This window comes from Streptomyces sp. NBC_00490, assembly GCF_036013645.1.
Lineage (GTDB): Bacteria > Actinomycetota > Actinomycetes > Streptomycetales > Streptomycetaceae > Streptomyces > Streptomyces canus_F.
On sequence record NZ_CP107869.1, the window covers coordinates 2,820,130 to 2,842,158 of the forward strand.

At 70.5% G+C, this 22,029-nt stretch carries 22 protein-coding genes; 5 read left to right on the forward strand and 17 right to left on the reverse strand.

Going from position 1 to position 22,029, the window contains the following annotated elements; all coding sequences use genetic code 11:
* Nucleotides 1-52 precede the first annotated feature (52 nt).
* The 5 genes from OG381_RS12640 to OG381_RS12660 form a co-directional block, all read right to left on the reverse strand.
* A complete protein-coding gene (locus tag OG381_RS12640; RefSeq protein WP_266830159.1) occupies nt 53-640 on the reverse strand; it encodes a lysophospholipid acyltransferase family protein in 588 nt (195 codons plus the stop codon).
* 53 nt (nt 641-693) lie between these two features.
* On the reverse strand, nt 694-1,380 hold the full coding sequence (cmk, locus tag OG381_RS12645; RefSeq protein WP_327716204.1) for a (d)CMP kinase: 687 nt from the start codon (nt 1,378-1,380) through the stop codon (nt 694-696).
* Between the two features lie 87 nt (nt 1,381-1,467).
* Nucleotides 1,468-2,553, reverse strand: coding sequence for a prephenate dehydrogenase (locus tag OG381_RS12650; RefSeq protein WP_307032683.1), 1,086 nt, complete (start codon nt 2,551-2,553; stop codon nt 1,468-1,470).
* Nucleotides 2,550-2,912: a chorismate mutase gene (gene aroH, locus OG381_RS12655; RefSeq protein ID WP_327716205.1), complete on the reverse strand. Its 363-nt coding sequence runs from the start codon at nt 2,910-2,912 to the stop codon at nt 2,550-2,552. The genes OG381_RS12650 and aroH overlap by 4 nt, the downstream gene beginning before the upstream one ends.
* Before the next feature lie 91 nt (nt 2,913-3,003).
* Nucleotides 3,004-3,414, reverse strand: coding sequence for a YidB family protein (locus tag OG381_RS12660; protein WP_327716206.1), 411 nt, complete (start codon nt 3,412-3,414; stop codon nt 3,004-3,006).
* A gap of 169 nt (nt 3,415-3,583) precedes the next feature.
* Here OG381_RS12660 and OG381_RS12665 point away from each other — a divergent pair, with 169 nt between their 5' ends.
* Genes OG381_RS12665 through OG381_RS12675 form a run of 3 tightly spaced genes read left to right on the forward strand, consistent with a single transcriptional unit; the run spans nt 3,584 to nt 5,267 of the window.
* On the forward strand, nt 3,584-4,246 hold the full coding sequence (locus tag OG381_RS12665) for a hypothetical protein (RefSeq protein WP_327716208.1): 663 nt from the start codon (nt 3,584-3,586) through the stop codon (nt 4,244-4,246).
* 26 nt (nt 4,247-4,272) lie between these two features.
* Nucleotides 4,273-4,857, forward strand: coding sequence for a DUF6529 family protein (locus tag OG381_RS12670; RefSeq protein ID WP_327716209.1), 585 nt, complete (start codon nt 4,273-4,275; stop codon nt 4,855-4,857).
* A complete protein-coding gene (locus OG381_RS12675; protein ID WP_327716210.1) occupies nt 4,854-5,267 on the forward strand; it encodes a Rieske (2Fe-2S) protein in 414 nt (137 codons plus the stop codon). The genes OG381_RS12670 and OG381_RS12675 overlap by 4 nt, the downstream gene beginning before the upstream one ends.
* On the opposite strand, the gene OG381_RS12680 is transcribed toward OG381_RS12675, so the two are convergent.
* Entirely contained in the window at nt 5,264-6,283 is a 1,020-nt protein-coding gene (locus tag OG381_RS12680) for an ADP-ribosylglycohydrolase family protein (protein WP_327716211.1), read from the reverse strand. The genes OG381_RS12675 and OG381_RS12680 overlap by 4 nt on opposite strands.
* Nucleotides 6,280-6,999, reverse strand: a complete 720-nt coding sequence (locus OG381_RS12685) for an NUDIX hydrolase (RefSeq protein ID WP_327716212.1) — start codon at nt 6,997-6,999, stop codon at nt 6,280-6,282. Before OG381_RS12685 ends, OG381_RS12680 begins: the two co-directional genes overlap by 4 nt.
* 77 nt (nt 7,000-7,076) lie before the next feature.
* On the opposite strand from OG381_RS12685, the gene OG381_RS12690 reads away from it, so the two are divergent.
* Nucleotides 7,077-7,967 (forward strand): DUF72 domain-containing protein, encoded by an 891-nt coding sequence (locus tag OG381_RS12690; protein WP_327716213.1) that lies wholly within the window; start codon nt 7,077-7,079, stop codon nt 7,965-7,967.
* 21 nt (nt 7,968-7,988) lie between these two features.
* Here OG381_RS12690 and OG381_RS12695 read toward each other — a convergent pair whose 3' ends face one another.
* From OG381_RS12695 to OG381_RS12740, 10 genes are all read right to left on the reverse strand, one after another.
* A complete protein-coding gene (locus tag OG381_RS12695) occupies nt 7,989-8,534 on the reverse strand; it encodes a TIGR03086 family metal-binding protein (protein WP_327716214.1) in 546 nt (181 codons plus the stop codon).
* A gap of 335 nt (nt 8,535-8,869) precedes the next feature.
* Nucleotides 8,870-9,994 (reverse strand): pseudouridine synthase, encoded by a 1,125-nt coding sequence (locus tag OG381_RS12700; RefSeq protein ID WP_327716215.1) that lies wholly within the window; start codon nt 9,992-9,994, stop codon nt 8,870-8,872.
* The gene (gene scpB, locus OG381_RS12705; protein ID WP_327716216.1) at nt 9,994-10,650 is read right to left on the reverse strand and encodes an SMC-Scp complex subunit ScpB; all 657 of its coding nucleotides are present in this window, start codon (nt 10,648-10,650) and stop codon (nt 9,994-9,996) included. Before scpB ends, OG381_RS12700 begins: the two co-directional genes overlap by 1 nt.
* A complete protein-coding gene (locus OG381_RS12710; RefSeq protein ID WP_327716217.1) occupies nt 10,647-11,702 on the reverse strand; it encodes a segregation and condensation protein A in 1,056 nt (351 codons plus the stop codon). Before OG381_RS12710 ends, scpB begins: the two co-directional genes overlap by 4 nt.
* An 18-nt stretch (nt 11,703-11,720) precedes the next feature.
* Nucleotides 11,721-12,284 carry a hypothetical protein gene (locus OG381_RS12715; protein WP_327716218.1) on the reverse strand — a complete coding sequence of 188 codons (564 nt, stop codon included), beginning with the start codon at nt 12,282-12,284 and terminating at the stop codon, nt 11,721-11,723.
* The gene (locus tag OG381_RS12720; RefSeq protein ID WP_327716219.1) at nt 12,269-13,447 is read right to left on the reverse strand and encodes a ParA family protein; all 1,179 of its coding nucleotides are present in this window, start codon (nt 13,445-13,447) and stop codon (nt 12,269-12,271) included. Before OG381_RS12720 ends, OG381_RS12715 begins: the two co-directional genes overlap by 16 nt.
* Nucleotides 13,448-13,793: 346 nt before the next feature.
* Nucleotides 13,794-14,918 carry an alanine dehydrogenase gene (gene ald / locus OG381_RS12725; protein ID WP_327716220.1) on the reverse strand — a complete coding sequence of 375 codons (1,125 nt, stop codon included), beginning with the start codon at nt 14,916-14,918 and terminating at the stop codon, nt 13,794-13,796.
* Nucleotides 14,919-15,052: 134 nt separating this feature from the next.
* Nucleotides 15,053-17,116, reverse strand: a complete 2,064-nt coding sequence (locus OG381_RS12730; RefSeq protein ID WP_327716221.1) for a tetratricopeptide repeat protein — start codon at nt 17,114-17,116, stop codon at nt 15,053-15,055.
* A 214-nt stretch (nt 17,117-17,330) separates the two neighbouring features.
* Complete coding sequence (locus tag OG381_RS12735) at nt 17,331-17,957, reverse strand: NUDIX hydrolase (protein WP_327716222.1); 627 nt, start codon at nt 17,955-17,957, stop codon at nt 17,331-17,333.
* A gap of 82 nt (nt 17,958-18,039) precedes the next feature.
* A complete protein-coding gene (locus OG381_RS12740; protein WP_327722448.1) occupies nt 18,040-19,689 on the reverse strand; it encodes a CTP synthase in 1,650 nt (549 codons plus the stop codon).
* A 513-nt stretch (nt 19,690-20,202) separates the two neighbouring features.
* Here OG381_RS12740 and OG381_RS12745 point away from each other — a divergent pair.
* Nucleotides 20,203-22,005: a glycoside hydrolase family 15 protein gene (locus OG381_RS12745; RefSeq protein WP_327722449.1), complete on the forward strand. Its 1,803-nt coding sequence runs from the start codon at nt 20,203-20,205 to the stop codon at nt 22,003-22,005.
* Nucleotides 22,006-22,029 lie beyond the last annotated feature (24 nt).

Genomic DNA, 22,029 nt, shown 5'->3' on the forward strand with positions numbered 1-22,029 from the left:
GTGATCGGTGGACCTCCCGGTTTCTCCGGTTTGATCCACTACTTAGTGTCGCTCAGCGCCCGGTCAGGCGCCTGGCGTTTTCCAGGTGCGCGGTGAGCTGCTTCTGGATGCGCTCGGTCGCCTCGTCGAGCGCCTTACGGGTACGCCGCCCGCTGCCGTCGCCCGCCTCGAACGGGTCACCGAAGACCACGTCGACACGGCTGCGCAACGGAGGCAGCGCCTTAATCAACCGTCCGGGCCGGTCGGAGCTTCCCAGCACGGCGACCGGGACAATCGCGGCGCCGCTGCGGACGGCGAAGTACGCGAGCCCTGCGCGCAGCGCGGCGAAGTCGCCCTCGCCACGGGTGCCCTCCGGGAAGATCCCGAGGACCCCGCCGGCCGAAAGTACGTCCAGGGCCTGGGTGATGGCCGTGCGGTCGGTGCCCGACCGGTCGACCTTGACCTGCCCGATGGCGAGCAGGAACGGGTCGAGGGGACCGATGAAGGCCTCCTTCTTGATCAGGAAGTGCGTCGGCCGGGGCGCCACACCCATGACCATCGGGCCGTCGATGGCGTGGGAGTGGTTGACGGCGTAGATCACCGGGCCGGTCGCGGGCACCTTCCAGGCGCCCAGCACGCGCGGCTTCCACAGCCCGTACATCAGGCCGACGCCGATGCGCCGCCCTACCTCTGCACCCCGCTCCGAAGGCACGGTCACTTCCCGGCCCGCTTCTCCTCGACGAGGGTGACGACGCACTCGATGACCTGCGTCAGCGAGAGCTCGGTGGTGTCCACCTCGACCGCGTCACCGGCCTTGGCGAGCGGCGAGGTCTTCCGGCTGGAGTCGGCCGCGTCCCGCTTGACCAGGGCCTCGCGGGTGGCGTTGACGTCCGCGCCCTTCAGCTCACCGCTGCGGCGGGCGGCACGCGCCTCCGGGGACGCGGTGAGGAAGATCTTGAGGTCGGCGTCGGGCAGCACGGTCGTACCGATGTCGCGGCCCTCGACGACGATGCCCCGCTCCGCCGAGGCGGCGATCGAGCGCTGCAGCTCGGTGATCCGCGCCCGCACCTCGGGCACCGCGCTCACCGCGCTGACCTTGGAGGTGACCTCCTGGGTGCGGATCGGCCCGGCGACGTCGATGCCGTCGACGGTGATCGTCGGGTCGGCCGGGTCGGTGCCGGAGATGATCTCCGCCTTGCCGGCCACCGCGGCGATCGCGGTCGGGTCCTCGATGTCGATCCCGTTGGTCACCATCCACCACGTGATCGCCCGGTACTGGGCGCCGGTGTCCAGGTAGCTCAGACCGAGCTGCGCCGCGACGGCCTTCGACGTGCTCGACTTGCCGGTGCCGGAGGGACCGTCGATGGCGACGATCACGGGCTGGGCGGCGCCGTTTTCCACGGGAGGACACCTTCCTGGTGCGGTGTGGCGGGGAGTGCGGGGCGCAAGGGGGCCCCGCACAAGGGTACTGGCTCGTCGGCGGCCTCTTTACTGGCGGATGGCCCAGCCACGCTCCCGCAGGGCCGCCGTCAGGACCGGCGCCGTCTGCGGCTCCACCATCAGCTGCACCAGACCCGCCTGCTGCCCGGTCGCGTGCTCGATGCGCACGTCCTCGATGTTGACCCCGGCCCGTCCCGCGTCCGCGAAGATACGGGCCAGCTGACCGGGCTGGTCGTCGATGAGGACGGCCACGACCTCGTAGGTGCGCGGGGCGGACCCGTGCTTGCCGGGTACCCGCACCTGTCCCGCGTTCCCGCGCCGCAGCACGTCCTCGATGCCCACGGCTCCCTCACCGCGCTTGGCCTCGTCGGAGGATTGCAGGGACCGCAGCGCCCGCACCGTCTCCTCGATGTCGGCGGCGACGTCGGTGAGCAGGTCGGCGACCGGCCCCGGGTTCGCGGAGAGGATGTCGATCCACATCCGGGGGTCGGACGCGGCGATCCGGGTCACATCACGGATGCCCTGACCGCACAGTCGTACGGCGGCCTCCTCGGCGCTCTCCAGCCGTGCGGCGACCATGCTCGACACCAGGTGGGGCATGTGGGAGACCAGCGCGACGGCGCGGTCGTGGGCGTCGGCGTCCATCACGACCGGTACGGCGCGGCAGTGCGAGACCAGTTCCAGGGCGAGGTTCAGCACCTCGGTGTCGGTGTCCCGGGTCGGCGTCAGCACCCAGGGGCGGCCCTCGAAGAGGTCGCCGGTCGCGGCCAGCGGGCCGGACTTCTCGCGGCCGGACATGGGGTGCGTGCCGATGTACGAGGCGAGGTCGACACCGAGCGCCTCCAGCTCGCGGCGCGGCCCGCCCTTGACGCTCGCCACATCGATGTACCCGCGGGCCACGCCCCGGCGCATGGCGTCGGCGAGGACCGCGGCCACATGGGCGGGCGGGGCGGCGACGATCGCGAGGTCGACGGGCCCCTCGGGCTCCTCGTCGGTGCCGGCGCCGAGCGCGGCGGCGGTGCGGGCCTGCTCGGGGTCGTGGTCGGCCAGATGGACCTGGACGCCCCGGCTGACCAGCGCCAGCGCGGCGGACGTGCCGATGAGGCCGGTGCCGATGACGAGTGCGGTTCTCACTGGGCGATGTCCTTGCGCAGGGCGGCCGCGGTGCCCAGGTAGACGTGGTTGATCTCGGTACGGGGCCGGTCGGACTCTATGTGCGCGAGGATCCGCACGACGCGGGGCATGGCGCCCTCGATGTCGAGCTCCTGGGCGCAGATCAGCGGGACGTCCACGATGCCGAGCTTGCGGGCCGCGGCCGCCGGGAAGTCGCTGTGCAGATCCGGAGTGGCCGTGAACCAGATGCTGATCAGGTCGTCGGCGGTGAGGTCGTTCCGCTCCAGGACGGCGGTGAGGAGCGCTCCGACCTGCTCGTCCATGTGGCCGGCTTCGTCCCGTTCGAGTTGGACGGCGCCCCGGACCGCTCGTACCGCCACGGCTGTGCTCCTTGCTGATGTACGGCTCTTGGTACATCCAGCCTAGTCAGCCCGCGTCGGGCCGGTGTCCGCCGCCCGCACGCTGAGACACCTACAGGTTCTGCTGCCTGGCGAGCTCGTCGAGGCCGGCCGGCACCTGTCCGTCCGGCGTCAGCTTGTCCACGACCTGGGGCAGCACCTGGGCCAGCTCGTCCGCGGCCTTGTCCGGGGAGACGCCCGACTCCTCGGCGACCTGCCGGAGGGTGTCGCCGGGCAGCGCGTGCTGGATCTGCGGGCCGGTCACGGACTGGTTGGCGCCGGTGCCGACCCAGGAGTCCTTCTGCTCGGCGAGGCCCGACTTGGCGAGCGTGTCGAGCAGCCCGCCCAGCGGATTGTTGCCGTTGCCGCCCTGTTTGCCGAGTGCGGAGAGCAGCGCGCCGAGGATGTTGCTCCCGCTGGAACCGTTGCCCGAGCCGAGGAGTCCTCCCAGAAGACTGCCGACGTCGTTACCCGCCATGGTCATGCCTTTCACGAGGTCGGCCGAGCCCGGGGGGACCCGGCGCCGAACTCTGCCAATGTCACCCAGATCGCCCTATTCCGCTACTTGTGGTGAGAACGCGCCCGTGCGCCTCTGGACGCGGGGCCCCGGGTCCGCTCTCATGGCAGGAAGCTCGCCTCGGGGGAGGCCCGTAATGAAGCGTTCCGGACCACTGCTCACCCTTCTCGCGGGTCTGCTGGTAGGCCTGTTCATGCTGTCGCTGAATGCGACGACGGGCGAGAAGACCACCTCGTCCTCGGTTCAGGAGTCGCCGAGCACGAAGGCGTCACCGAGCCCGGCTCCCACGCGGACGACCCCGTCTCCGTCCCCCTCGCCGTCGAAGGTGCCCGTCCCGGACGCCGACTACGCGGGCCGCACCGACGACGACTCCTCCGCGATCGCCGTGTCCCTGCGCGACGGCCGGGCGATCGCGTACTTCTGCGACGGCCGGGACAAGGAGTCGTGGCTCAAGGGCGACGTCGAGGACGACGGCACCATGAAGCTCACCGCCAAGGACGGCTCGAAGCTGAACGGCACCCTCAAGGAGGGCAAGCGGATCAGCGGCACGGTCGACATCGGCGGCGGGCACTACACCTTCACCGCCGACAAGGCGATCAAGCCGTCCGGTCTGTACCGGGCGACGGCCACCGTGCGCGACGCGAAGTTCGACGGCGGCTGGATCGTGCTGAAGGACGGCAGCCAGGTCGGCATCCTCAAGAAGGACGGCAAGCCCTCCCCCGCACCCGAGATCGACCCGGAGACCGGCGTGGTGACGGTCGACGGACAGCAGCTCACGGCCCGCCCCGTCACCCCCTGAACTCCAGTCCGTACGAGGGAGCCGACATGACCGCCGACCCGAACGCCGCCACCCAGGGTTTCCCCTCTCCCCGGCCCGCCGAGCCGCGGCCGAGCCCGGCGCGCTATCTGGTTCCCGCACTGGTCGCCGCCGCCGTGGCGGTCGCCCTCGGGGTGTACGGCAAGGTCCACGACCCGGCGGGGACCGCCTTCAACCTCGCCGGCTTCAGCAGCACGGGCGCGGTCAAGTCCTGGATGGCGACGGTCGCGGTCTTCTTCGCCGTCGTCCAGTTCTTCTCGGCGCTGATGATGTACGGCAGGCTGCCGGGCCCGAGCTGGTCAGGGGTGCTGCACCGCTGGTCGGGGCGGGTGGCGTTCCTGGTGGCGGTGCCGGTGGCGGTGCACTGTCTGTACGCGCTGGGCTATCAGACGTACGAAACGCGCGTTTTCTGGCACTCCCTCCTGGGTTGCTTCTTCTTCGGGGTGTTCAGTGCCAAGATGCTGCTGCTCCGCTCGGAGCGACTCCCCAACTGGCTGCTGCCGATCGTCGGCGGGCTCGTCTTCACCGCGCTGACGATCATCTGGCTGACCTCCGCCCTCTGGTTCTTCCGCACCTTCGGAGTGACGACATGACGACTCACGGCCCGACGCGACGCACGGTCCTCCTCGCGACCGGGGCCGCGGCGTTCACCGTCGGCTGCGGCGAGTACGGCAACGAGGGCGACTCCGGGTCCGACACCGTCGAGGCCTCCGCCGGCCAGGAGCTTGCGAAGACCGGTGAGATCCCGGTCGGCGGCGGCAAGATCTTCAAGGACGAGAAGGTCGTCGTCACCCAGCCGAAGGAAGGCGAGTTCAAGGCCTTCACCAGCATCTGCACCCACCAGCAGTGCCCGGTGGCCAACGTCGACGGCGGCACCATCAACTGCACCTGCCACGGCAGCAAGTTCAGCATCACGGACGGCTCGGTGGAGAACCCGCCGGCGCCCCGCCCGCTGGCCGAGAAGAAGATCACGGTGCAAGGCGACTCGATCCGGCTGGCCTAGTCCCAGAGGGCGCCGAGCGTCGCCAGCTCGCTCTGGTACTCGATCCGGTCCGCCCACTCGACGGGCCATACGCCGGCCCCGTGGTACGCCCCCGCGAAGGCCCCCGCCAGACAGGCGATCGAGTCGGAGTCCCCGGCGGTGCAGGCGGCCCGCCGCAGGGCCGTCACCGGTTCGTCGACGAACAGCAGGAAGCACAGCAGCCCGGTAGCCAGCGCCTCCTCGGCGATCCACCCCTCACCGGTCGCCAGACACGGATCGGTCTCCGGGGACACGGAACGGACCGCTTCCTGAAGGCGCCCGAGGATCTCCAGGCACTCGTCCCAGCCGCGCGCGATGAAGTGCTCGGGAGTCGGGTCCTGGCTGCGGGTCCACAGGTCGCCGAGCCAGTGGTGGTGATAACGGGTGCGGTTCTCGAGGGCGTACGACCGCAGCAGCCCCACCAGTCCGGTCGGCTCGGCACCCTGCGCGAGCAGCCGTACGGCGTGCGCGGTGAGGTCGGACGCGGCGAGCGCGGTCGGGTGCCCGTGCGTGAGCGCGGACTGCAACTGGGCGGCGCCGGAGCGCTGTTCGTCGCTCAGACCGGGGACCAGTCCGACGGGGGCGACGCGCATGTTGGCGCCGCAGCCCTTGGAGTGGATCTGGCTGGCGTCCTGCCACAGGCGCCCTTCGGTCTTCAGCAGGTTGCACGCGACGAGACAGGTCCGGCCCGGCGCGCGGTTGTTCTCCGGCGACTGGTACCAGTCCACGAACTCCTCGCGCACCGGACGCTCCATCCGCTTGGGCGCGAGCAGCCCGCGGTCCATGGCCGTGCGCAGCCCTCGCCCCAACGCCAGCGTCATCTGCGTGTCGTCCGTGACGATCGCCGGCTTCGGCAGCTCCATCTCCCGCCACGGCCCGCACTTGGCGAGGATCGACGGCACGTCGTTGAACTCGGTCGGGAAGCCCAGCGCGTCCCCCAGGGCGAGCCCCAGCAGGGCTCCCGTGGCGGCGCGCTTCCTGACGGTCGTGGCGGTCATGCGGGACGTCCTTCCCGAGGCGTTCGGAGCAGAGGCGGATGGAGCGTCGTGGCCGTGCCCGCGCGGTAGAGCGCGGCCGGTTTGCCGCGGCCGCCGGTCAGTCGCGCGGCGCCCGGGACCGGTTCGACGAAGCCGGGGGTGGCAAGCACCTTGCGCCGGAAGTTGGGGCGGTCGAGGGCGGTGCCCCACACGGTCTCGTAGACCTGTTGCAGCTCGCCGAGCGTGAACTCCGTCCCGCAGAAGGCGGTGGCGAGGCAGGTGTACTCGAGCTTGGCGCCGACGCGTTCCCGGGCGTCGGCCAGGATCCGGTCGTGGTCGAAGGCGAGCGGTCGCGCTGCGCCGTACGGCACCCAGCGGGCGTCCGCGGCGTCGCTGCCGCCGTGCGGCTCGGGCGGGTCCGGCAGCAGCGCGGCGAAGGCGACGGACACGACGCGCATCCGGGGGTCGCGGTCGGGCTCGCTGTAGGTCCGCAGCTGTTCCAGGTGCAGCCCGGAGACGTCCGACAGCCCGGTCTCCTCGGCGAGTTCACGCCGGGCGGCCGTCTCGGCGGACTCGTCGGGCTGCACGAAACCGCCGGGCAGGGCCCAGTGGCCGGCGTACGGCTCCTGTCCGCGCTCCACGAGCAGGACGTGCAGGGCGCCCTCGGTGACGGTGAGGACGGCGAGATCGACGGTGACGGCGAAGGGCTCATAGGCGTGCTTGTCGTATGCGTCCACGCACCCCCACCCCCTTAATAGTCACTACGACTATAAAGTTGCCGGATGGGATCGCACAACCCGGGTAACCGCACCGCATGAGCGAGATCCTGGTGGGCACGTGTTCGTGGACGGACCGCGCGTTGACCGGTAGCGGCTGGTATCCGCCGGGCCGACGCGACGCCGAGGGACGGTTGCGGCACTACGCCGAGCAGTTCCCGGTCGTCGAGGTCGACTCGGCGTACTACGCGCTGCCCGGTGCCCGCAACAGCCGGCAGTGGGCCGAGCGGACGCCACCGGGCTTCGTCTTCGACGTGAAGGCGTTCTCGCTGCTCACCGGGCATCCGACCCGGAGTTCCACGATGCCGGACGGGCTGCCCGCCGACCCCGGGAACCCGGCGGTGCTGGACGAGGTGTGGGCGCGGTTCACCGAGGGGATCGAGCCGCTTCGGGCGGCCGGACGGCTCGGCAGCGTGCTGTTCCAGTTCCCGCCGTGGTTCCGGCCCGGACAGCGGGCCGGGGAGTTCCTGCGGGAGTGCGCCGAACGGACCGCCGGGTGGCCGGTCGCCGTGGAGTTCCGGCATCCCGGCTGGTGGCGCAAGGAGTGGGCGGACGTGACCTGCGCGCTGCTCGCCCGTTACGGCATGTCCGCCGTGGCCGTCGACATGACCCAGACGCTCCCCTCCTCGATCCCGCCCGTCGCTCCCGTCACCTCACCGCGGCTGTCCGTCGTCCGCTTCCACGGTCGCAGCACCGCCTGGGGATCGGGGAGCAAGGAGGACCGCTTCCGGTACGAGTACGGCGAGGACGAACTCGCCGAGTGGCTGCCCCGGTTGCGCTCGCTCGCCGGGCGGGTCGAGCAGCTCCACGTCCTGTTCAACAACTGCTGCGGCACCGCGTCCGTCCGGGCCGCGGAGACGATGCGGCGCCTGCTGGCCGGCACCGGCCGGTCCCCGGCGCTCGAGGGGCAGGCGGCCCGGGAGCCCTAGCCGCCGCGGAACCCGGCGGACTCATCCCGGAAAGGAATCGCGCCGCCCCAGAAAGGCCAGCAGCCGGGCGTCGGGCGGCGCGCAGGACGGGACGGCGACCGGCTCCGCGAACCGCACCCCGCGGTCCTCCTCGGTGACCACGCACCGCGCGATGGGCAGCAACTCGGCCGCAAGGGCGACCGGGAAGGGCCGCGAGCGTCCACAGGCCCGCGCCACGTCCCAGCCGTGCACGGCGATCTCGACGGCGCCGACCGCACCCATCACCCGTACGTCCAGCGGCCGTTCCCCGACGTGGACCAGATCAGGAGGCCCGGCCGCCCAGGCACCGAGCACCGCACACGCGCGCGTACGGAAGCCGCACACGCGGTCGCTCTGCGGCAGCGGTCCGATCCGCCCGCCGGTCAGCCCCTCGTGCAGCGCGTCCAGGGAGTCGTCGAGATGTTCGAGCAGCTCCCCCAGATCCCACCCGGCGCAGGGCGTCGCCCGGCCGAGTCCGGCAGCCCCCGCCACGGCCACGCTCCCCAGCGCGTACGCGAGCGACCGCTCCAGCAGCTCCCCCGGGTTCACGACAGCCCCCCGGCCGGCCACGGCGCCCACGCAGGGGCTCTCAGTGACCTCTCAGGCGCCTCTGACGGCCCTCCGGACCCGCAGGCCATCGGATGCCGCGCGCGGCTCTCCAGGGCCGTGAGGCACGTGCCGGCGGCGATCCGGCGCGGCCCGGTCCGCGAGGGCGCCCGGTCCTCGCCCCCGTCGTGGCCCCGCCGGGCCCGCGAATCCGTCGTCCTGGTCATGCCCGCTCCCCTCGTCCGTGTGGGATGCAGACCGGCGGGAGGGCGAAAACACATCGGCCGGCCCCGGAGAAGAATCCGGAACCGGCCGACGCACGCACGAAACGGGGAGACCTAGAGGTCGACTTCCTTCATCAGCATCCCGACCTCCGTGTTGGACAGCCGCCGCAGCCAGCCCGACTTCTGGTCGCCCAGGGTGATCGGGCCGAAGGCGACCCGCACCAGCTTGTCGACCGGGAAGCCGGCCTCCGCCAGCATGCGGCGCACGATGTGCTTGCGGCCCTCGTGGAGGGTCACCTCGACGAGGTAGTTCTTGCCGGTCTGCTCGACGACCCGGAAGTGGTCCGCCTTCGCGTACCCGTCCTCCAGCTGGATGCCGTCCTTCAGCCGCTTGCCCAGGTCCCGCGGGATCGGACCCACGATGTGCGCGAGGTAGACCTTCTTCACGCCGTACCTGGGGTGGGTCAGCCGGTGCGCCAGCTCGCCGTGGTTGGTGAGCAGGATGACACCCTCGGTCTCGGTGTCGAGCCGACCGACGTGGAAGAGCCGCGTCTCACGGTTGGTGACGTAGTCGCCGAGGCACTGACGGCCCTCGTTGTCCTCCATCGTGGAGACGACGCCGGCCGGCTTGTTCAGCGAGAAGAACTGGTACGACTGCGTCGCGACCGTCAGGCCGTCGACCTTGACCTCGTCCCGCTCCGGGTCGACACGCTTGCCCTGCTCCAGGACGATCTCGCCGTTGACCTCGACCCGCGCCTGCTCGATGAGCTCCTCGCAGGCCCGCCGGGAGCCGTAGCCGGCGCGCGCGAGGATCTTCTGCAGCCGCTCGCCCTCCTGCTCGGCGCCCGGGAAGGTCTTGGGCAGCTTGACGTCCTTCTTGTTCGCGTACCGCTCGCGGTTGCGCTCCTCGGCCCGCGCCTCGTACTCGCGGGAGGTCGCGGGGACCCAGCGGCCACGCCCGGTGCCGCTCTGGCCCTGCTTGGGGCCGCCCTTGGCGCCGCCGCGCGCGGAGGCACCGCGCCCGGACTTCGGGCCCTCATGGGTGCCGCCCGGCCCTACGTCGTAGCGGCGCTCCTCGGGACGGGGCTTGCCCGCGCGCTTCGGCTTGTCGTCGCGCCCTCCCCCGCCCGTCGGCTGGGAGCCGCGTCCGCCCGTCCCGCGGGGGTTGCCGCCGCCACCGGTTCCCCGGGGCTTGCCGCGCCCGCTGTTGTTGCCACTGCCGCTGCCACTGCTTCGCATCAAAGTTCCGTCGTCGTCGTGTCGTCTGCATCTGCATCCGGTACGTCCGGATCGAACGACGGGACCCCTTCCAGCGTCTCGGCCTCGATCGCCTCCGCCTCGGGGAGAAAGGGCGCGAGCTCCGGGAGCTCGTCCAGGCCTCGCAGGCCCATCCGCTCCAGAAAGTAGTTCGTCGTCACGTACAGGATCGCACCTGTTTCGGGTTCCGCGCCCGCCTCCTGGACCAGACCGCGCTGGAGGAGGGTCCGCATGACCCCGTCACAGTTGACTCCTCGTACGGCCGAGACCCTGCTGCGGCTCACCGGCTGACGGTAGGCGACGACGGCCAGGGTCTCCAGCGCGGCCTGGGTGAGCCGGGCCTGCTGGCCGTCCAGCACGAAGCCCTCGACGGCCGCCGCGAACTCGGGCCGGCTGTAGAAACGCCAGCCCCCGGCGATCAGCCGCAGCTCGAAACCGCGCCCCTGGACGGTGTACTCGTCGGCCAGTGCCCGCAGCGCGTCCGCGATCTGCCGTCTGGGCCGCTGGAGGATCTTCGAGAGGTGTTCCTCGGTGGCGGGCTCGTCCACGACCATGAGGACGGCCTCCAGGGCGGGCCTGAGATCGAGGTCGGCGACGGTGCGCGGCCCGGCCGGGACGTCGGTGGTCTCCTCGCTCACGCCTTCTCCTCCTTGGGCGGCTCGGGCGGTCGGTCGAACTCGTCGGTCACCATCGGCTCGGCGTCGCCCTCCCCGCCGGTCCACCGCACCACGAGGTCGCCGAGGGCCGTCTCCTGGTCCAGCGCAACGGCCTTCTCCCGGTACAGCTCCAGCAGCGCCAGGAATCGCGCCACGACGGTGAGGGTGTCCTCGGTGTCCTCGACCAGCGTCCGGAAGCTGGCCTCGCCGAGCTCCTTCAGCCGGGCGACGACGATCCCGGCCTGCTCCTGCACGCTGACCAGCGGCGCGTGGATGTGGTCCACGTACACCTGGGGCTTGGGCCTGGGCTGCATCGCCTTCACGGCGAGCTTCGCGAACCCCTCCGGGCCGATGCTGATGACGACCTCGGGCAGCAGTTCGGCGTGGTGCGGTTCGAGGCCGACGGTACGGGGGTAGCGGCGGGCCTCCTCGTCGAGGCGGTGGTTGAAGATGTCGGCGATCTGTTTGTACGCGCGGTACTGCAGCAGTCGCGCGAACAGCAGGTCACGTGCTTCGAGGAGGGCGAGGTCGGCCTCGTCCTCGACCTCGGCGGAGGGCAGCAGCCGGGCCGCCTTGAGATCGAGGAGGGTGGCGGCGACGACGAGGAACTCGGTCGTCTGGTCCAGGTCCCAGTCCGGCCCCATCGCCCTGATGTGCGCCATGAACTCGTCGGTCACCTTGGACAGGGCGACCTCGGTCACATCCAGCTTGTGCTTGGAGATCAGCTGGAGGAGGAGATCGAAGGGACCTTCGAAGTTGGAGAGCCGGACCTTGAAGACACCGTCGCCGGGTTCCTGAGGTTCGGAGGGGGTCTCAGGCGGCGGGGCCTCGGGTTCCGGATCAGGTTCCGGTACGACGGTCTCGGGCTCCGCGACCTCCGGCTCCGGTGCCACCGGCGCGGGTGGGGGCAACGGCCCACCGGCCTCGGCGGGAGACTCGGCCTCGGCCACCGGCTCGACCCGCAGAGCGCCCCGCCCCAGCACACGCCGACGGCCGGCAGGTGCGCCGGGGGTGGGAGCGTCGTTCGAGGTCATGGCCCTCGCAGGCTACCGCTACCGCCCGCGCAGTCGGCGTACGAGGATGCTCGCGTCTCCCCGGGACTCCAGATCGGCCAGCACCACGGCGACCGCCTCGCGGACGATGCGCCCGCGGTCGACGGCCAGCCCGTGCTCGCCGCGGAGCACCAGCCGGGCGTGCTCCAGATCCATGAGCTCCTCGGCGGAGACGTACACGGTGATCTTCTCGTCGTGCCGCTCACGCCCGCTGGGCCGGCGTGAGGCCGCCCGGCCACCGCCGCGCTGCTTGCGCGGCGCGGCAGAACCTTCCTGCGCGTCCTGACGTCGCCCGGAGCGCTCCGCGTCCCGGCTGCGGGACTCGCCGGCCGCGGCCGGCTCCGTGGCCACATGCTCGGCCCCGTCGCCGTCACCGCCCTGCGCGGGCACCGACTGCGGCGCGTCCTCGGACGACCCGGCCGCGGCTGCGTCGCTGTCCCCCGCGGGCGCGGGCACCCGGGCTTCGCCGTTGGCCCCCCGCCGCGGAGTGGACGGCTGGAGCGCCATTCCCCCTGTCGTACGGAAGAGTTCGTCGGCCCCCGGCAGACTCACTCGGCGTGACACCGGGCGAGCACCTCCCTGGCGAGCTGGCGGTAGGCGGCGGCGCCGACGGAGTTGGAGGCGTACGTGGTGATCGGCTCACCGGCGACCGTGGTCTCCGGGAAGCGGACCGTGCGCCCGATGACCGTGTGGTAGACGTGGTCGTCGAACGCCTCGACGACACGCGCGAGCACCTCACGGCTGTGCACGGTGCGCGAGTCGTACATCGTGGCGAGGATCCCGTCGAGCTCCAGCTCCGGGTTGAGCCGCTCCTGGACCTTCTCGATGGTCTCCGTCAGCAGGGCGACACCACGGAGGGCGAAGAACTCACACTCCAGTGGCACTATCACCTTGTGCGCGGCCGTCAGGGCGTTGACCGTGAGCAGACCCAGTGAAGGCTGACAGTCGATCACGATGTAGTCGTAGTCGGCCATGAGCGGCTTCAGGGCCCGCTGCAATGTCGACTCGCGCGCGACCTCGGAGACCAGCTGGACCTCCGCCGCCGACAAGTCGATATTGCTCGGCAGCAGGTCCATGTTGGGGACCGCGGTCTTCAGCAGGACCTCGTCGGCCGCCATGCCCCGCTCCATGAGCAGGTTGTAGACGGTGAGGTCGAGCTCCATCGGGTTGACACCGAGGCCCACCGACAGCGCGCCCTGCGGGTCGAAGTCCACGAGCAGCACGCGACGTCCGTACTCCGCGAGCGCGGCACCCAGGTTGATGGTCGACGTCGTCTTGCCGACGCCGCCCTTCTGGTTGCACATCGCGATGATCTTCGCGGGTCCGTGATCGGTCAGCGGACCCGGGATCGGGAAGTACGGCAGCGGGCGTCCGGTCGGGCCGATGCGCTCACGGCGCTGGCGTGCAGCGTCGGGAGCGAGCGTGGCCGCGTACTCGGGGTCGGGCTCGTATTCGGCGTCGGGGTCGTAGAAGTGCCCCTCGGGCAGTTCGTCGTAGTCGGCGAACTGGCTGTGGGGCGCGCCACTTCCGTCGCCGGCCATGGCGTTCACGTGATGGCCATCCATGCTCTGGTGTGCTGACAGAGTCACCCTCCGGTTCAGGTGGCTCTGGTGGGCTGCGAAGGTGCGCACCGCGACGGAGCCGACAGCCTCGAACCCCTCGGGGCCCTCAGCCCGTGCAGGCGTTCCTGGTTGACCACCTCCGGGAGTAAATGTCGACTCATTCACAAGTCGTCTTACCTCCTTGGTGACCAGGAAACTTCTAGACAAGGTCAGCGTGGCACCATGCCGACGGTTGGCGACTCTATGGCGTGTCGGGTGTTCACAGCAACACAATCCGCCGGACCCGGCAGGATGTGTCGGCAATCAAACATCGCGCTGTCAAGGGCGTACGGCCGTCGCACGGCAGGTTTCACCGGTGTGCGAATCGACCAAAGGGTTACGTTCGAGGCGAGTTGACCGAGCGTCGCAAAGTGACCATACACACATGTGGCCGGACCTTGTCGGGCAAGGTCCGGCCGCCTGCGAGTCGTTGACGCGCCTTGTTGACGTATCGCCTTTACGAAAAGGTGACTTAGCCGATCAGGGTCTCGAGCTCCACGTGCTCCAGGCCGTGCGCCTCGGCGACCTCCTTGTAAACGACCTTGCCGTCATGGGTGTTGAGACCCCTGGCGAGCGCGGCGTCGCGGCGCAGCGCCTCGACCCAGCCGTGGTCGGCGAGTTCGACGATGTACGGCAGCGTCGCGTTGGTGAGCGCGTAGGTGGAGGTGTTGGGCACCGCGCCGGGCATGTTGGCGACGCAGTAGAAGACCGAGTCGTGGACCTTGAAGGTCGGCTCGGCGTGGGTGGTCGGCCGGGAGTCCTCGAAGCAGCCGCCCTGGTCGATCGCGATGTCGACAAGGACACTTCCGGGCTTCATACGCGACACGAGCTCGTTGGTGACCAGCTTCGGGGCCTTGGCGCCCGGGATGAGCACCGCGCCGATGACGAGGTCGGCGTCCAGGACGGCCTTCTCCAGCTCGAAGGCGTTGGACATGATCGCCCGGACCTTGGTGCCGAAGACCTTGTCCGCCTCGCGCAGCTTGTTGATGTCGCGGTCGAGCAGCGTGACGTGGAAGCCCATGCCGACGGCGATCTGGGTGGCGTTCCAGCCGGAGACACCGCCGCCGATGACGACGGCCTTCGCGGGCTGGGTGCCGGGCACGCCACCGGGGAGCACGCCACGGCCGCCGGCCGAGCGCATCAGGTGGTAGGCGCCGACCTGCGGGGCGAGCCGGCCCGCGACCTCGGACATCGGGGCGAGGAGCGGCAGCGCGCGCGAAGGCAGCTCGACCGTCTCGTAGGCGATCGCCGTGGTGCCGGACTCGATGAGCGCGTCGGTGCACTCCTTGGAGGCGGCCAGGTGCAGGTAGGTGAAGAGCGTCTGGTCCTTGCGGAGGCGGTGGTACTCCTCGGCGATGGGCTCCTTGACCTTGAGCAGCAGGTCGGCGGTGGCCCACACCTCGTCGGCCGTGGCGAGGATCTGCGCGCCGGCGGCGACGTACTCCGCGTCCGGGATCGACGAGCCGAGACCGGCGTTCTGCTCGACGAGGACCTGGTGGCCGTGGCGCACCAGTTCGTGCACGCCGGAGGGGGTGATGGCCACCCGGAACTCGTTGTTCTTGACTTCGCGGGGGATGCCGACCTTCACGTCGATCACGGTCCTTGGCTCAGGGGTATGGGGCAATACAACACATACCCGGGCACGCATGAGCACACCGGGATGCACCGCAGGAGAAGGTGCGGCAGAGCCAGTCTAATGAAGGTGTTCCCGCTGTCTAGCCTTTCATTGCATCAATCTTCAGTGGATGTACTACGGATTTCGCAGGCATCAGGATCCTGTTTCGCAGGATCAGCCTGCTCAGGTTCCGGTTCCGCCTCCGAAAGCTCCTCTCCCAGCAGCCGCTCGGCGGCCCCCCGGTGCAGCCCTGCCGCGGCCGGATCGCCCAGGTGTTCCAGCGTGTCGGCGAGCCTCAGCTGGAGCGCGGCCTGCAGCCGTACGTCCTCGGCACGCCGCGCCCACTCGACGGCCTCCTGGCAGGTGCGCAGCGACTCCTCGGGCCGCCCCGCGTACTCCTGGACACGCGCCAGTTCGCTCAACGCCCGTGCGTGGGCGGCCACATCCCCGTTCTTGCGGTACCCGGCGACCGCGGCCCGCCATCCGCGCATCGCCTCCCCGTAGCGGCCCGCGTAGGTGTGCGCCGCGGCGATACGGCCGTACAACCGCGCGGCGTCCGCGCGCTCGTCCCGGGCCAGCCGCTGGGCGAGGGCGCGACCGAACCAGTCGGCGGCCCGGTCGTAGTCCCCGAGCTCCAGATGCGCACCGCCTACGGATTCCATCGCGCGACCGGTCGCATACGGGTCATTCGCTTCGCGCCCGGCGTCCAGCGCGGCCCGGTAGCGGGCCAGCGCCTCCTGCGTGCGACCGGTCTGCGCGTCCAGGTCGCCGAGGTTCAGCAGCGCCGCCGCCTTCTCCCGGGGCAGCTCCCGGCGCTCGGCCACATCCAGGACGAGCCGGTGCAGGCCGTACAGGTCGGCTGCCGCCGCCTGGGTGCCGAAGTGCGCGACCATCGCCCGGACCAGCTGGGACATCAGACGGCGGGCGAGGTTGTCGAGCTCCCCGTCGGCGACGGCCAGACGGGCCGAGGCCAGCAGCGCGGACCTGCGGATGCGCAGCCAGTCCTCGGCGGCCCGGGGGCTGGGGTAGCGCAGCGAGCGGGGCATGCCCTGGAGCTTCTCGCGGGCCTCGGGACTGTCGGTCTCGGTGATCGCACGGGACGACTGCAGCAGCCGTACGGTCCGCTCCAGCATCCGGGCGCGGGCCAGCTGGAGTTCGCCGGGGCGGTCCTGGGTCTCGGTGAGCGCCTTGAGCAGAGGGTGCAGACAGCCCGGCACCACGTACTGCGGCAGCGGCGACTCCACGGCGTGCAGCAGACCGAGGGCGACGAAGTCGTCCAGGGTGGTGCGGGCACCGCCCACCGAGCAGCCGGCGAGGGCGGAGGCGGTGTGCGGGTCGACCAGTCCCGCCGGGGCGAGGGAGAGCAGCCGCAGTATCCGGGCAGCGGGGCTTGGCAGGGCGGAGTAGGCGAACCGGAAGACGCGGCTGAGCGGCGTTCCCTCGTCACCCTCCGTGCGCAACTGCTTGGCGAGGTCGGCGACGGCGGCCTTGGGCCGGGCGGCGAGCCAACCGCCGGCGAGCATCATGGCGGCGGGCTGTGCCTCGCACACCTCGACGAGGCCTTCCGCCGCCCGCGGGTCGACGGTGATGCGGACCGAGCCGGTGGAGCGGCTCAGCAGGTCCAGCGCGGACTTGGTGTCGAGGCCGCCGAGTGTGCAGGGCCGGACGTCGGAGATACCGGTGAGCGGGCCACCGGAAACGGCCACGACCAGGCACTCCGGGGTCTCCGGCAGCAGGGCGTCGACCTGCTCCGCGCTCACCGCGTCGTCGAGCAGAAGCAGGGCACGCCGGCCGGCGAGGGCGTCGCGGAGGGCTGCGGTCAGGTCGTCCTCGGAGGCACCGGCCGGCGTCGGACGGTCCAGGGCGGTGAGCAGTTCGCGGGCGGTGTGCTCGACGGGGACGGGGGTGCCGTCGGGCTCGCTGAGCCGGGCGCGCAGCACTCCGTCGTCGTAACGCTCCGCGACCTGCCGTACGAGTTCCTCGGCGAGCGCGGTGCGGCCGGAGCCGGGTCTGCCCGCGATGAGCAGCACGCGCGCGCGGGGGGCCTTCTTCCCGGAGAGGGTGTCGAGGCCCGCTCGCTCGATGTCGGCGAGCAGCTCCTTCAACTCCCGTGTCCGGCCCAGGAAATGACCCTCGACCGACAGCTGAACGCCGCCTGTGTCCACCGCCTGGTCCGTCACGGGCCACACTCCCGTCCCACCGCACGCGCAAGCCCGCCGGGACTCCGGTTCGGGCAGTTTCAGAGCCTAGTTCACGCTCTGCAACGTTCCGTGAGGTACGCGGCGGTGACGGACGGAGACTCCCCCGATCGGATCAACGGATCATAGGACCGACGGTTTTCGCGACGCCGCTCAGGGCGCGGGACAGCACCTATGTGCGGCCGCCGCGTGGGCACTACGCCTCGAAGGGGCGGGCAGGCCACTGCGCGTCCGCCGGGCGCAGCGTGTCCAGAGCGCCGAAGGCACGCGCGGCGACCAGCGAAAGCACGCCCACGACCAGGCAGTTGTTGTGCAACTCACCGGCGAGCACACCCCGTACGAGCTCGTCGAGGGGCACGCGCGCGTACTCCAGGTCGATCTCCTCGTGCTCGACCTCGAAGCGCTCGCCCACGGCCTCCGACAGATCGCGGGCGAGGAAGATCCGGACGGCCTCGTCGCAGCCGCCCGCCGTGGTGTAGACGTCGGTCAGCACCCGCCAGTCCTCGGCCTTGACGTGCGCCTCCTCGTACAGCTCGCGCTGCGCGGCGTGCAGCGGGTTCTCGCCGGGCACGTCGAGCAGACCGGCCGGGATCTCCCACAGCTTCTGGCGTACGGGGTGGCGGTACTGCCTGATCAGCAGGACCCGGTCCTCGTCGTCCAGGGCGAGGACTCCGACCGAGCCCGGATGGACCTGGTAGTCGCGGCGGACGACCTTGCCGTCGGGCATGACCACGTCGTCCGTGCGGACGGAGGTCTTGCCGCCCACGAAGGGGGTCTCCGTCGCCCGGATCTCCCATTCCTCGGGGGTGTCCTTGATCGTCATGCCCTGTCCCTTCCACACGTTCAAGAAAAAACCGGGGTGCGACCTTGAAGGTACGCACCCCGGCAACCGTACAACTGGTGTGTTACTTGGAATTCTTCCGTTCGACCGAGGCCTTCACGAGGCCGGCGAACAGCGCGTGCGGTCGCGTGGGACGCGAGCGCAGCTCGGGGTGCGCCTGCGTGGCCACCAGGTAGGGGTGGACGTCGCGCGGGTATTCGACGTACTCGACGAGCTTGCCGTCCGGCGAGGTGCCGGAGAACAGGATGCCCGCCTTCTTCTCGAGCTCCGCGCGGTAGGCGTTGTTCACCTCGTAGCGGTGCCGGTGCCGCTCCTCGACGTACTCCTTGCCCTCGTACACCTCGCGCACGATCGAGCCCTCGGCCAGCTTGGCCGGGTACATGCCCAGGCGCATGGTGCCGCCCATGTCGCCGTCGCCGGCCACGATGTCGAGCTGCTCGGCCATGGTGGAGATGACCGGGTGCGAGGTCGCCGAGTCGAACTCGGTGGAGTTGGCGTCCGGGATGTCGGCCAGGTTGCGCGCGGCCTCGATCACGATGCACTGCAGGCCCAGGCAGAGACCGAGCAGCGGGATCTTGTTCTCGCGGGCGTACTTGATCGCGCCGACCTTGCCGAGCACACCGCGGTCGCCGAAGCCGCCCGGGATGCAGATGCCGTCGACGTCAGCGAGCTGCGCCGCGGCGCCGGCCGGGGTCTTGCAGTCGTCGGAGGTGACCCACTTGATCTTGACGCGGGCCTTGTTGGCGAAGCCGCCCGCGCGCAGCGCCTCGGTGACCGAGAGGTAGGCGTCGGGCAGGTCGATGTACTTGCCGACCAGGGCGAGGGTGATCTCGTGGTCGGGGTTGTGGACGCGGTCGAGCAGGTCGTCCCAGGTCGTCCAGTCCACGTCGCGGAACGGCAGGTCCAGCTTGCGGACGACGTAGGCGTCCAGGCCCTCGCCGTGCACGGTCTTGGGGATGTCGTAGATCGACTTGGCGTCGGGGCAGGCGACCACGGCGGCCTCGTCGACGTCGCACATCAGCGAGATCTTGCGCTTGATCGCGGTCGGCACCTCGCGGTCGCAGCGCAGCACGATCGCGTCCGGCTGGATACCGATGTTCCGCAGCGCCGCAACCGAGTGCTGGGTCGGCTTCGTCTTCAGCTCCCCCGACGGGCCGATGTACGGCAGGAGGGAAATGTGGACGACGAAGACGTTGTCACGACCGACCTCGTGGCGGACCTGGCGGACGGTCTCCAGGAACGGCAGGGACTCGATGTCGCCGACGGTGCCGCCGACCTCGGTGATGACGACATCGACCTCGTCGGTCGCCATACGCCGGATGCGGTGCTTGATCTCGTTGGTGATGTGCGGGATGACCTGCACGGTGTCACCCAGATACTCGCCGCGCCGCTCCTTGGCGATCACCGTCGAGTACACCTGGCCTGTAGTGACATTGGCGCTGCCGTCCAAGTCGCGGTCCAGGAAACGCTCGTAGTGTCCGATGTCCAGGTCGGTTTCGGCGCCGTCGTTGGTGACGAACACCTCACCGTGCTGGAAGGGGTTCATCGTGCCCGGGTCGACATTCAGATACGGGTCGAGCTTCTGCATCACGACGCGCAGGCCGCGCGCCTTGAGCAGCATGCCGAGGCTGGAGGCCGTCAGGCCCTTGCCGAGAGAGGAGGCGACACCCCCGGTGACGAAGATGTGCTTGGTCGTCGTAGATTTCGGCGGCATGGCCAAGACGGGGCTCCCGTGGTCGCGATCTGGGGTGCGGGGCGGCGCTGCATCCGGAGATCTCCGGCTTCGCCGTCGCTGCGGTCGGGGGTTTTATCCACCACCGGTCCACGGGCTACCAGGGTATCAGCGCCTCGACGGGATGGCTTCCGGCCACGCTCCGCGCACACGCCGACACAGACGCGTACACGTCTCATGGTTCTCACCCGTCGCTCACCCGATCGGCCCATCCACGTTGCCCGGAGCGGCACACAGATCATCTACGTGCGTCGTATCCTGCTCGGACATTCGCTGCCGAGCCCGGCCGGCCACACGGCACCACCCCCCGCCCGTAAGCACCGGAACAACGTGAGCTCGACAGTTCGTTGAGTACAGATTGTCGTTTTGCCTCACAGCCGAACGGCTGCTTTGCTTCACCGCTCAACGACGCATTACAACGACCCCTTGACCGCAAGAGCGACAGCCCCCCTTTTTTGCTCGGGGGGCGACGTGGCCGTTCGACTGGAGTTGCACGTGGCCGGGCGCATCGAAGACTACGCACTCATCGGAGACATGCAGACCGCTGCTTTGGTCTGCCGGGACGGCACGGTGGACTGGCTCTGCCTGCCCCGCTTCGACTCCCACGCCATCTTCGCCGGTCTGCTGGGCACCGAGGAACACGGCTTCTGGAGACTGGGCCCGGCGCACGCGGCCGACGCCGAGCCGCCCACCGCGGCCCGGCGCACCTACCGCGGCGACTCGCTGATCCTGGAGTCCGAGTGGGACACCCCGCGCGGCACGGTCCGGGTCACCGACTTCATGCCCCCACGTGACGGCGCACCGCAGCTGATCCGGATCGTGGAGGGCGTCTCGGGCCGCGTCCCGATGCGGTCCGCGCTGCGGATGCGTTTCTCCTACGGCCGGGTGGTGCCGTGGGTGCACAAGCACGACGGCCGTACGGTCGCCGTCGCGGGCCCGGACTCGGTCTGGTACGACACCGAGTGCGAGACCTACGGCAAGTCGCTGACCACGTACTCCGACTTCACGGTCGCCCCGGGTGACCGGATCGCGTTCACCATCTCGTGGGAGCCCTCGCACAAGCAGCCGCCGCCGCTGCCGGAGCCGGAGCAGTCGCTGGAGGCGACCGAGGAGTTCTGGCGGGACTGGGTCGATCACTGTACGTACCACGGCCCCTACCGCGAGGCCGTCGTCCGCTCCCTGATCACACTCAAGGCCCTCACGTACGCGCCGACCGGCGGCATCGTCGCCGCCCCCACCACCTCGCTGCCCGAGGACATCGGCGGTGTCCGCAACTGGGACTACCGCTACACCTGGCTGCGCGACGCCGCGATCACACTGTCCTCGCTGCTGCGCACCGGCTACCGCGAGGAGGCCCGCGCCTGGCGCGAGTGGCTGCTGCGCGCGGTCGCGGGCGACCCCGAGAACCTGCAGATCATGTACGGCATCGCGGGCGAGCGGGAGCTGGGCGAGGCCGAGCTGGACTGGCTGCCCGGCTACGAGAACTCCGCCCCGGTCCGGGTCGGCAACGGCGCCGCCCACCAGCTCCAGCTGGACGTGTACGGCGAGGTCACCGAGGCCCTGCACCTGGCCCACATGACGGGCCTGGCCCGCAACGACTACGCGTCCCTGCTCCAGCTCAAGCTCATCCGCTACCTGGAGGACCACTGGGACGAGCCGGACGAGGGCATCTGGGAGGTCCGCGGCCCGCGCCGGCACTTCGTGCACTCCAAGGTGATGGCCTGGGTCGCCGTCGACCGCACCATCAAGCTCATCGAGTCCGGCGACGCGGACGGCCCCCTGGAGCGCTGGCGCGAGCTGCGCGACGACATCCACCGGGACGTGTGTGAGAAGGGTTACGACAAGGAGCGCAACACCTTCACCCAGTCGTACGGCTCGAAGGAGCTGGACGCCTCCCTGCTGCTCATCCCGCAGATGGGCTTCCTGCCGCCGGACGACAAGCGCGTGATCGGCACCATCGAGGCGATCCAGCGTGAGCTGTCCACGTCGGACGGCTTCATCCTGCGCTACCCGACCGAGGGCCAGAGCGAGGGCGTCGACGGTCTGCCCGGTGACGAAGGGGCCTTCCTGGCCTGCTCGTTCTGGATGGCGGACGACCTCGCGATGATCGGCCGCGTGGACGAGGCCCGCAAGCTGTTCGAGAAGCTGCTGGCCCTGCGCAACGACCTCGGGCTGCTCGCGGAGGAGTGGGACCCGGTGGCGCAGCGCCAGGTCGGTAACTTCCCGCAGGCCTTCAGCCACGTTCCGCTCATCGACACCGCCCTGCGGCTCACGGCGTCGGGAGCCTACGGCGGCTGAGCGCGCTGTGCGAGCCGAGCCCGC

Excerpts from the sequence above, each read along its gene's own strand:
- OG381_RS12640 (WP_266830159.1), bottom strand. The coding sequence starts at position 640 with ATGTACGGGCTGTGGAAGCCGCGCGTGCTGGGCGCCTGGAAGGTGCCC.
- OG381_RS12660 (WP_327716206.1), bottom strand. The coding sequence starts at position 3,414 with ATGACCATGGCGGGTAACGACGTCGGCAGTCTTCTGGGAGGACTCCTC.
- OG381_RS12665 (WP_327716208.1), top strand. The coding sequence starts at position 3,584 with ATGAAGCGTTCCGGACCACTGCTCACCCTTCTCGCGGGTCTGCTGGTA.
- OG381_RS12670 (WP_327716209.1), top strand. The coding sequence starts at position 4,273 with ATGACCGCCGACCCGAACGCCGCCACCCAGGGTTTCCCCTCTCCCCGG.
- OG381_RS12675 (WP_327716210.1), top strand. The coding sequence starts at position 4,854 with ATGACGACTCACGGCCCGACGCGACGCACGGTCCTCCTCGCGACCGGG.
- OG381_RS12680 (WP_327716211.1), bottom strand. The coding sequence starts at position 6,283 with ATGACCGCCACGACCGTCAGGAAGCGCGCCGCCACGGGAGCCCTGCTG.
- OG381_RS12690 (WP_327716213.1), top strand. The coding sequence starts at position 7,077 with ATGAGCGAGATCCTGGTGGGCACGTGTTCGTGGACGGACCGCGCGTTG.
- OG381_RS12700 (WP_327716215.1), bottom strand. The coding sequence starts at position 9,994 with ATGCGAAGCAGTGGCAGCGGCAGTGGCAACAACAGCGGGCGCGGCAAG.
- OG381_RS12710 (WP_327716217.1), bottom strand. The coding sequence starts at position 11,702 with ATGACCTCGAACGACGCTCCCACCCCCGGCGCACCTGCCGGCCGTCGG.
- OG381_RS12735 (WP_327716222.1), bottom strand. The coding sequence starts at position 17,957 with ATGACGATCAAGGACACCCCCGAGGAATGGGAGATCCGGGCGACGGAG.
- OG381_RS12740 (WP_327722448.1), bottom strand. The coding sequence starts at position 19,689 with ATGCCGCCGAAATCTACGACGACCAAGCACATCTTCGTCACCGGGGGT.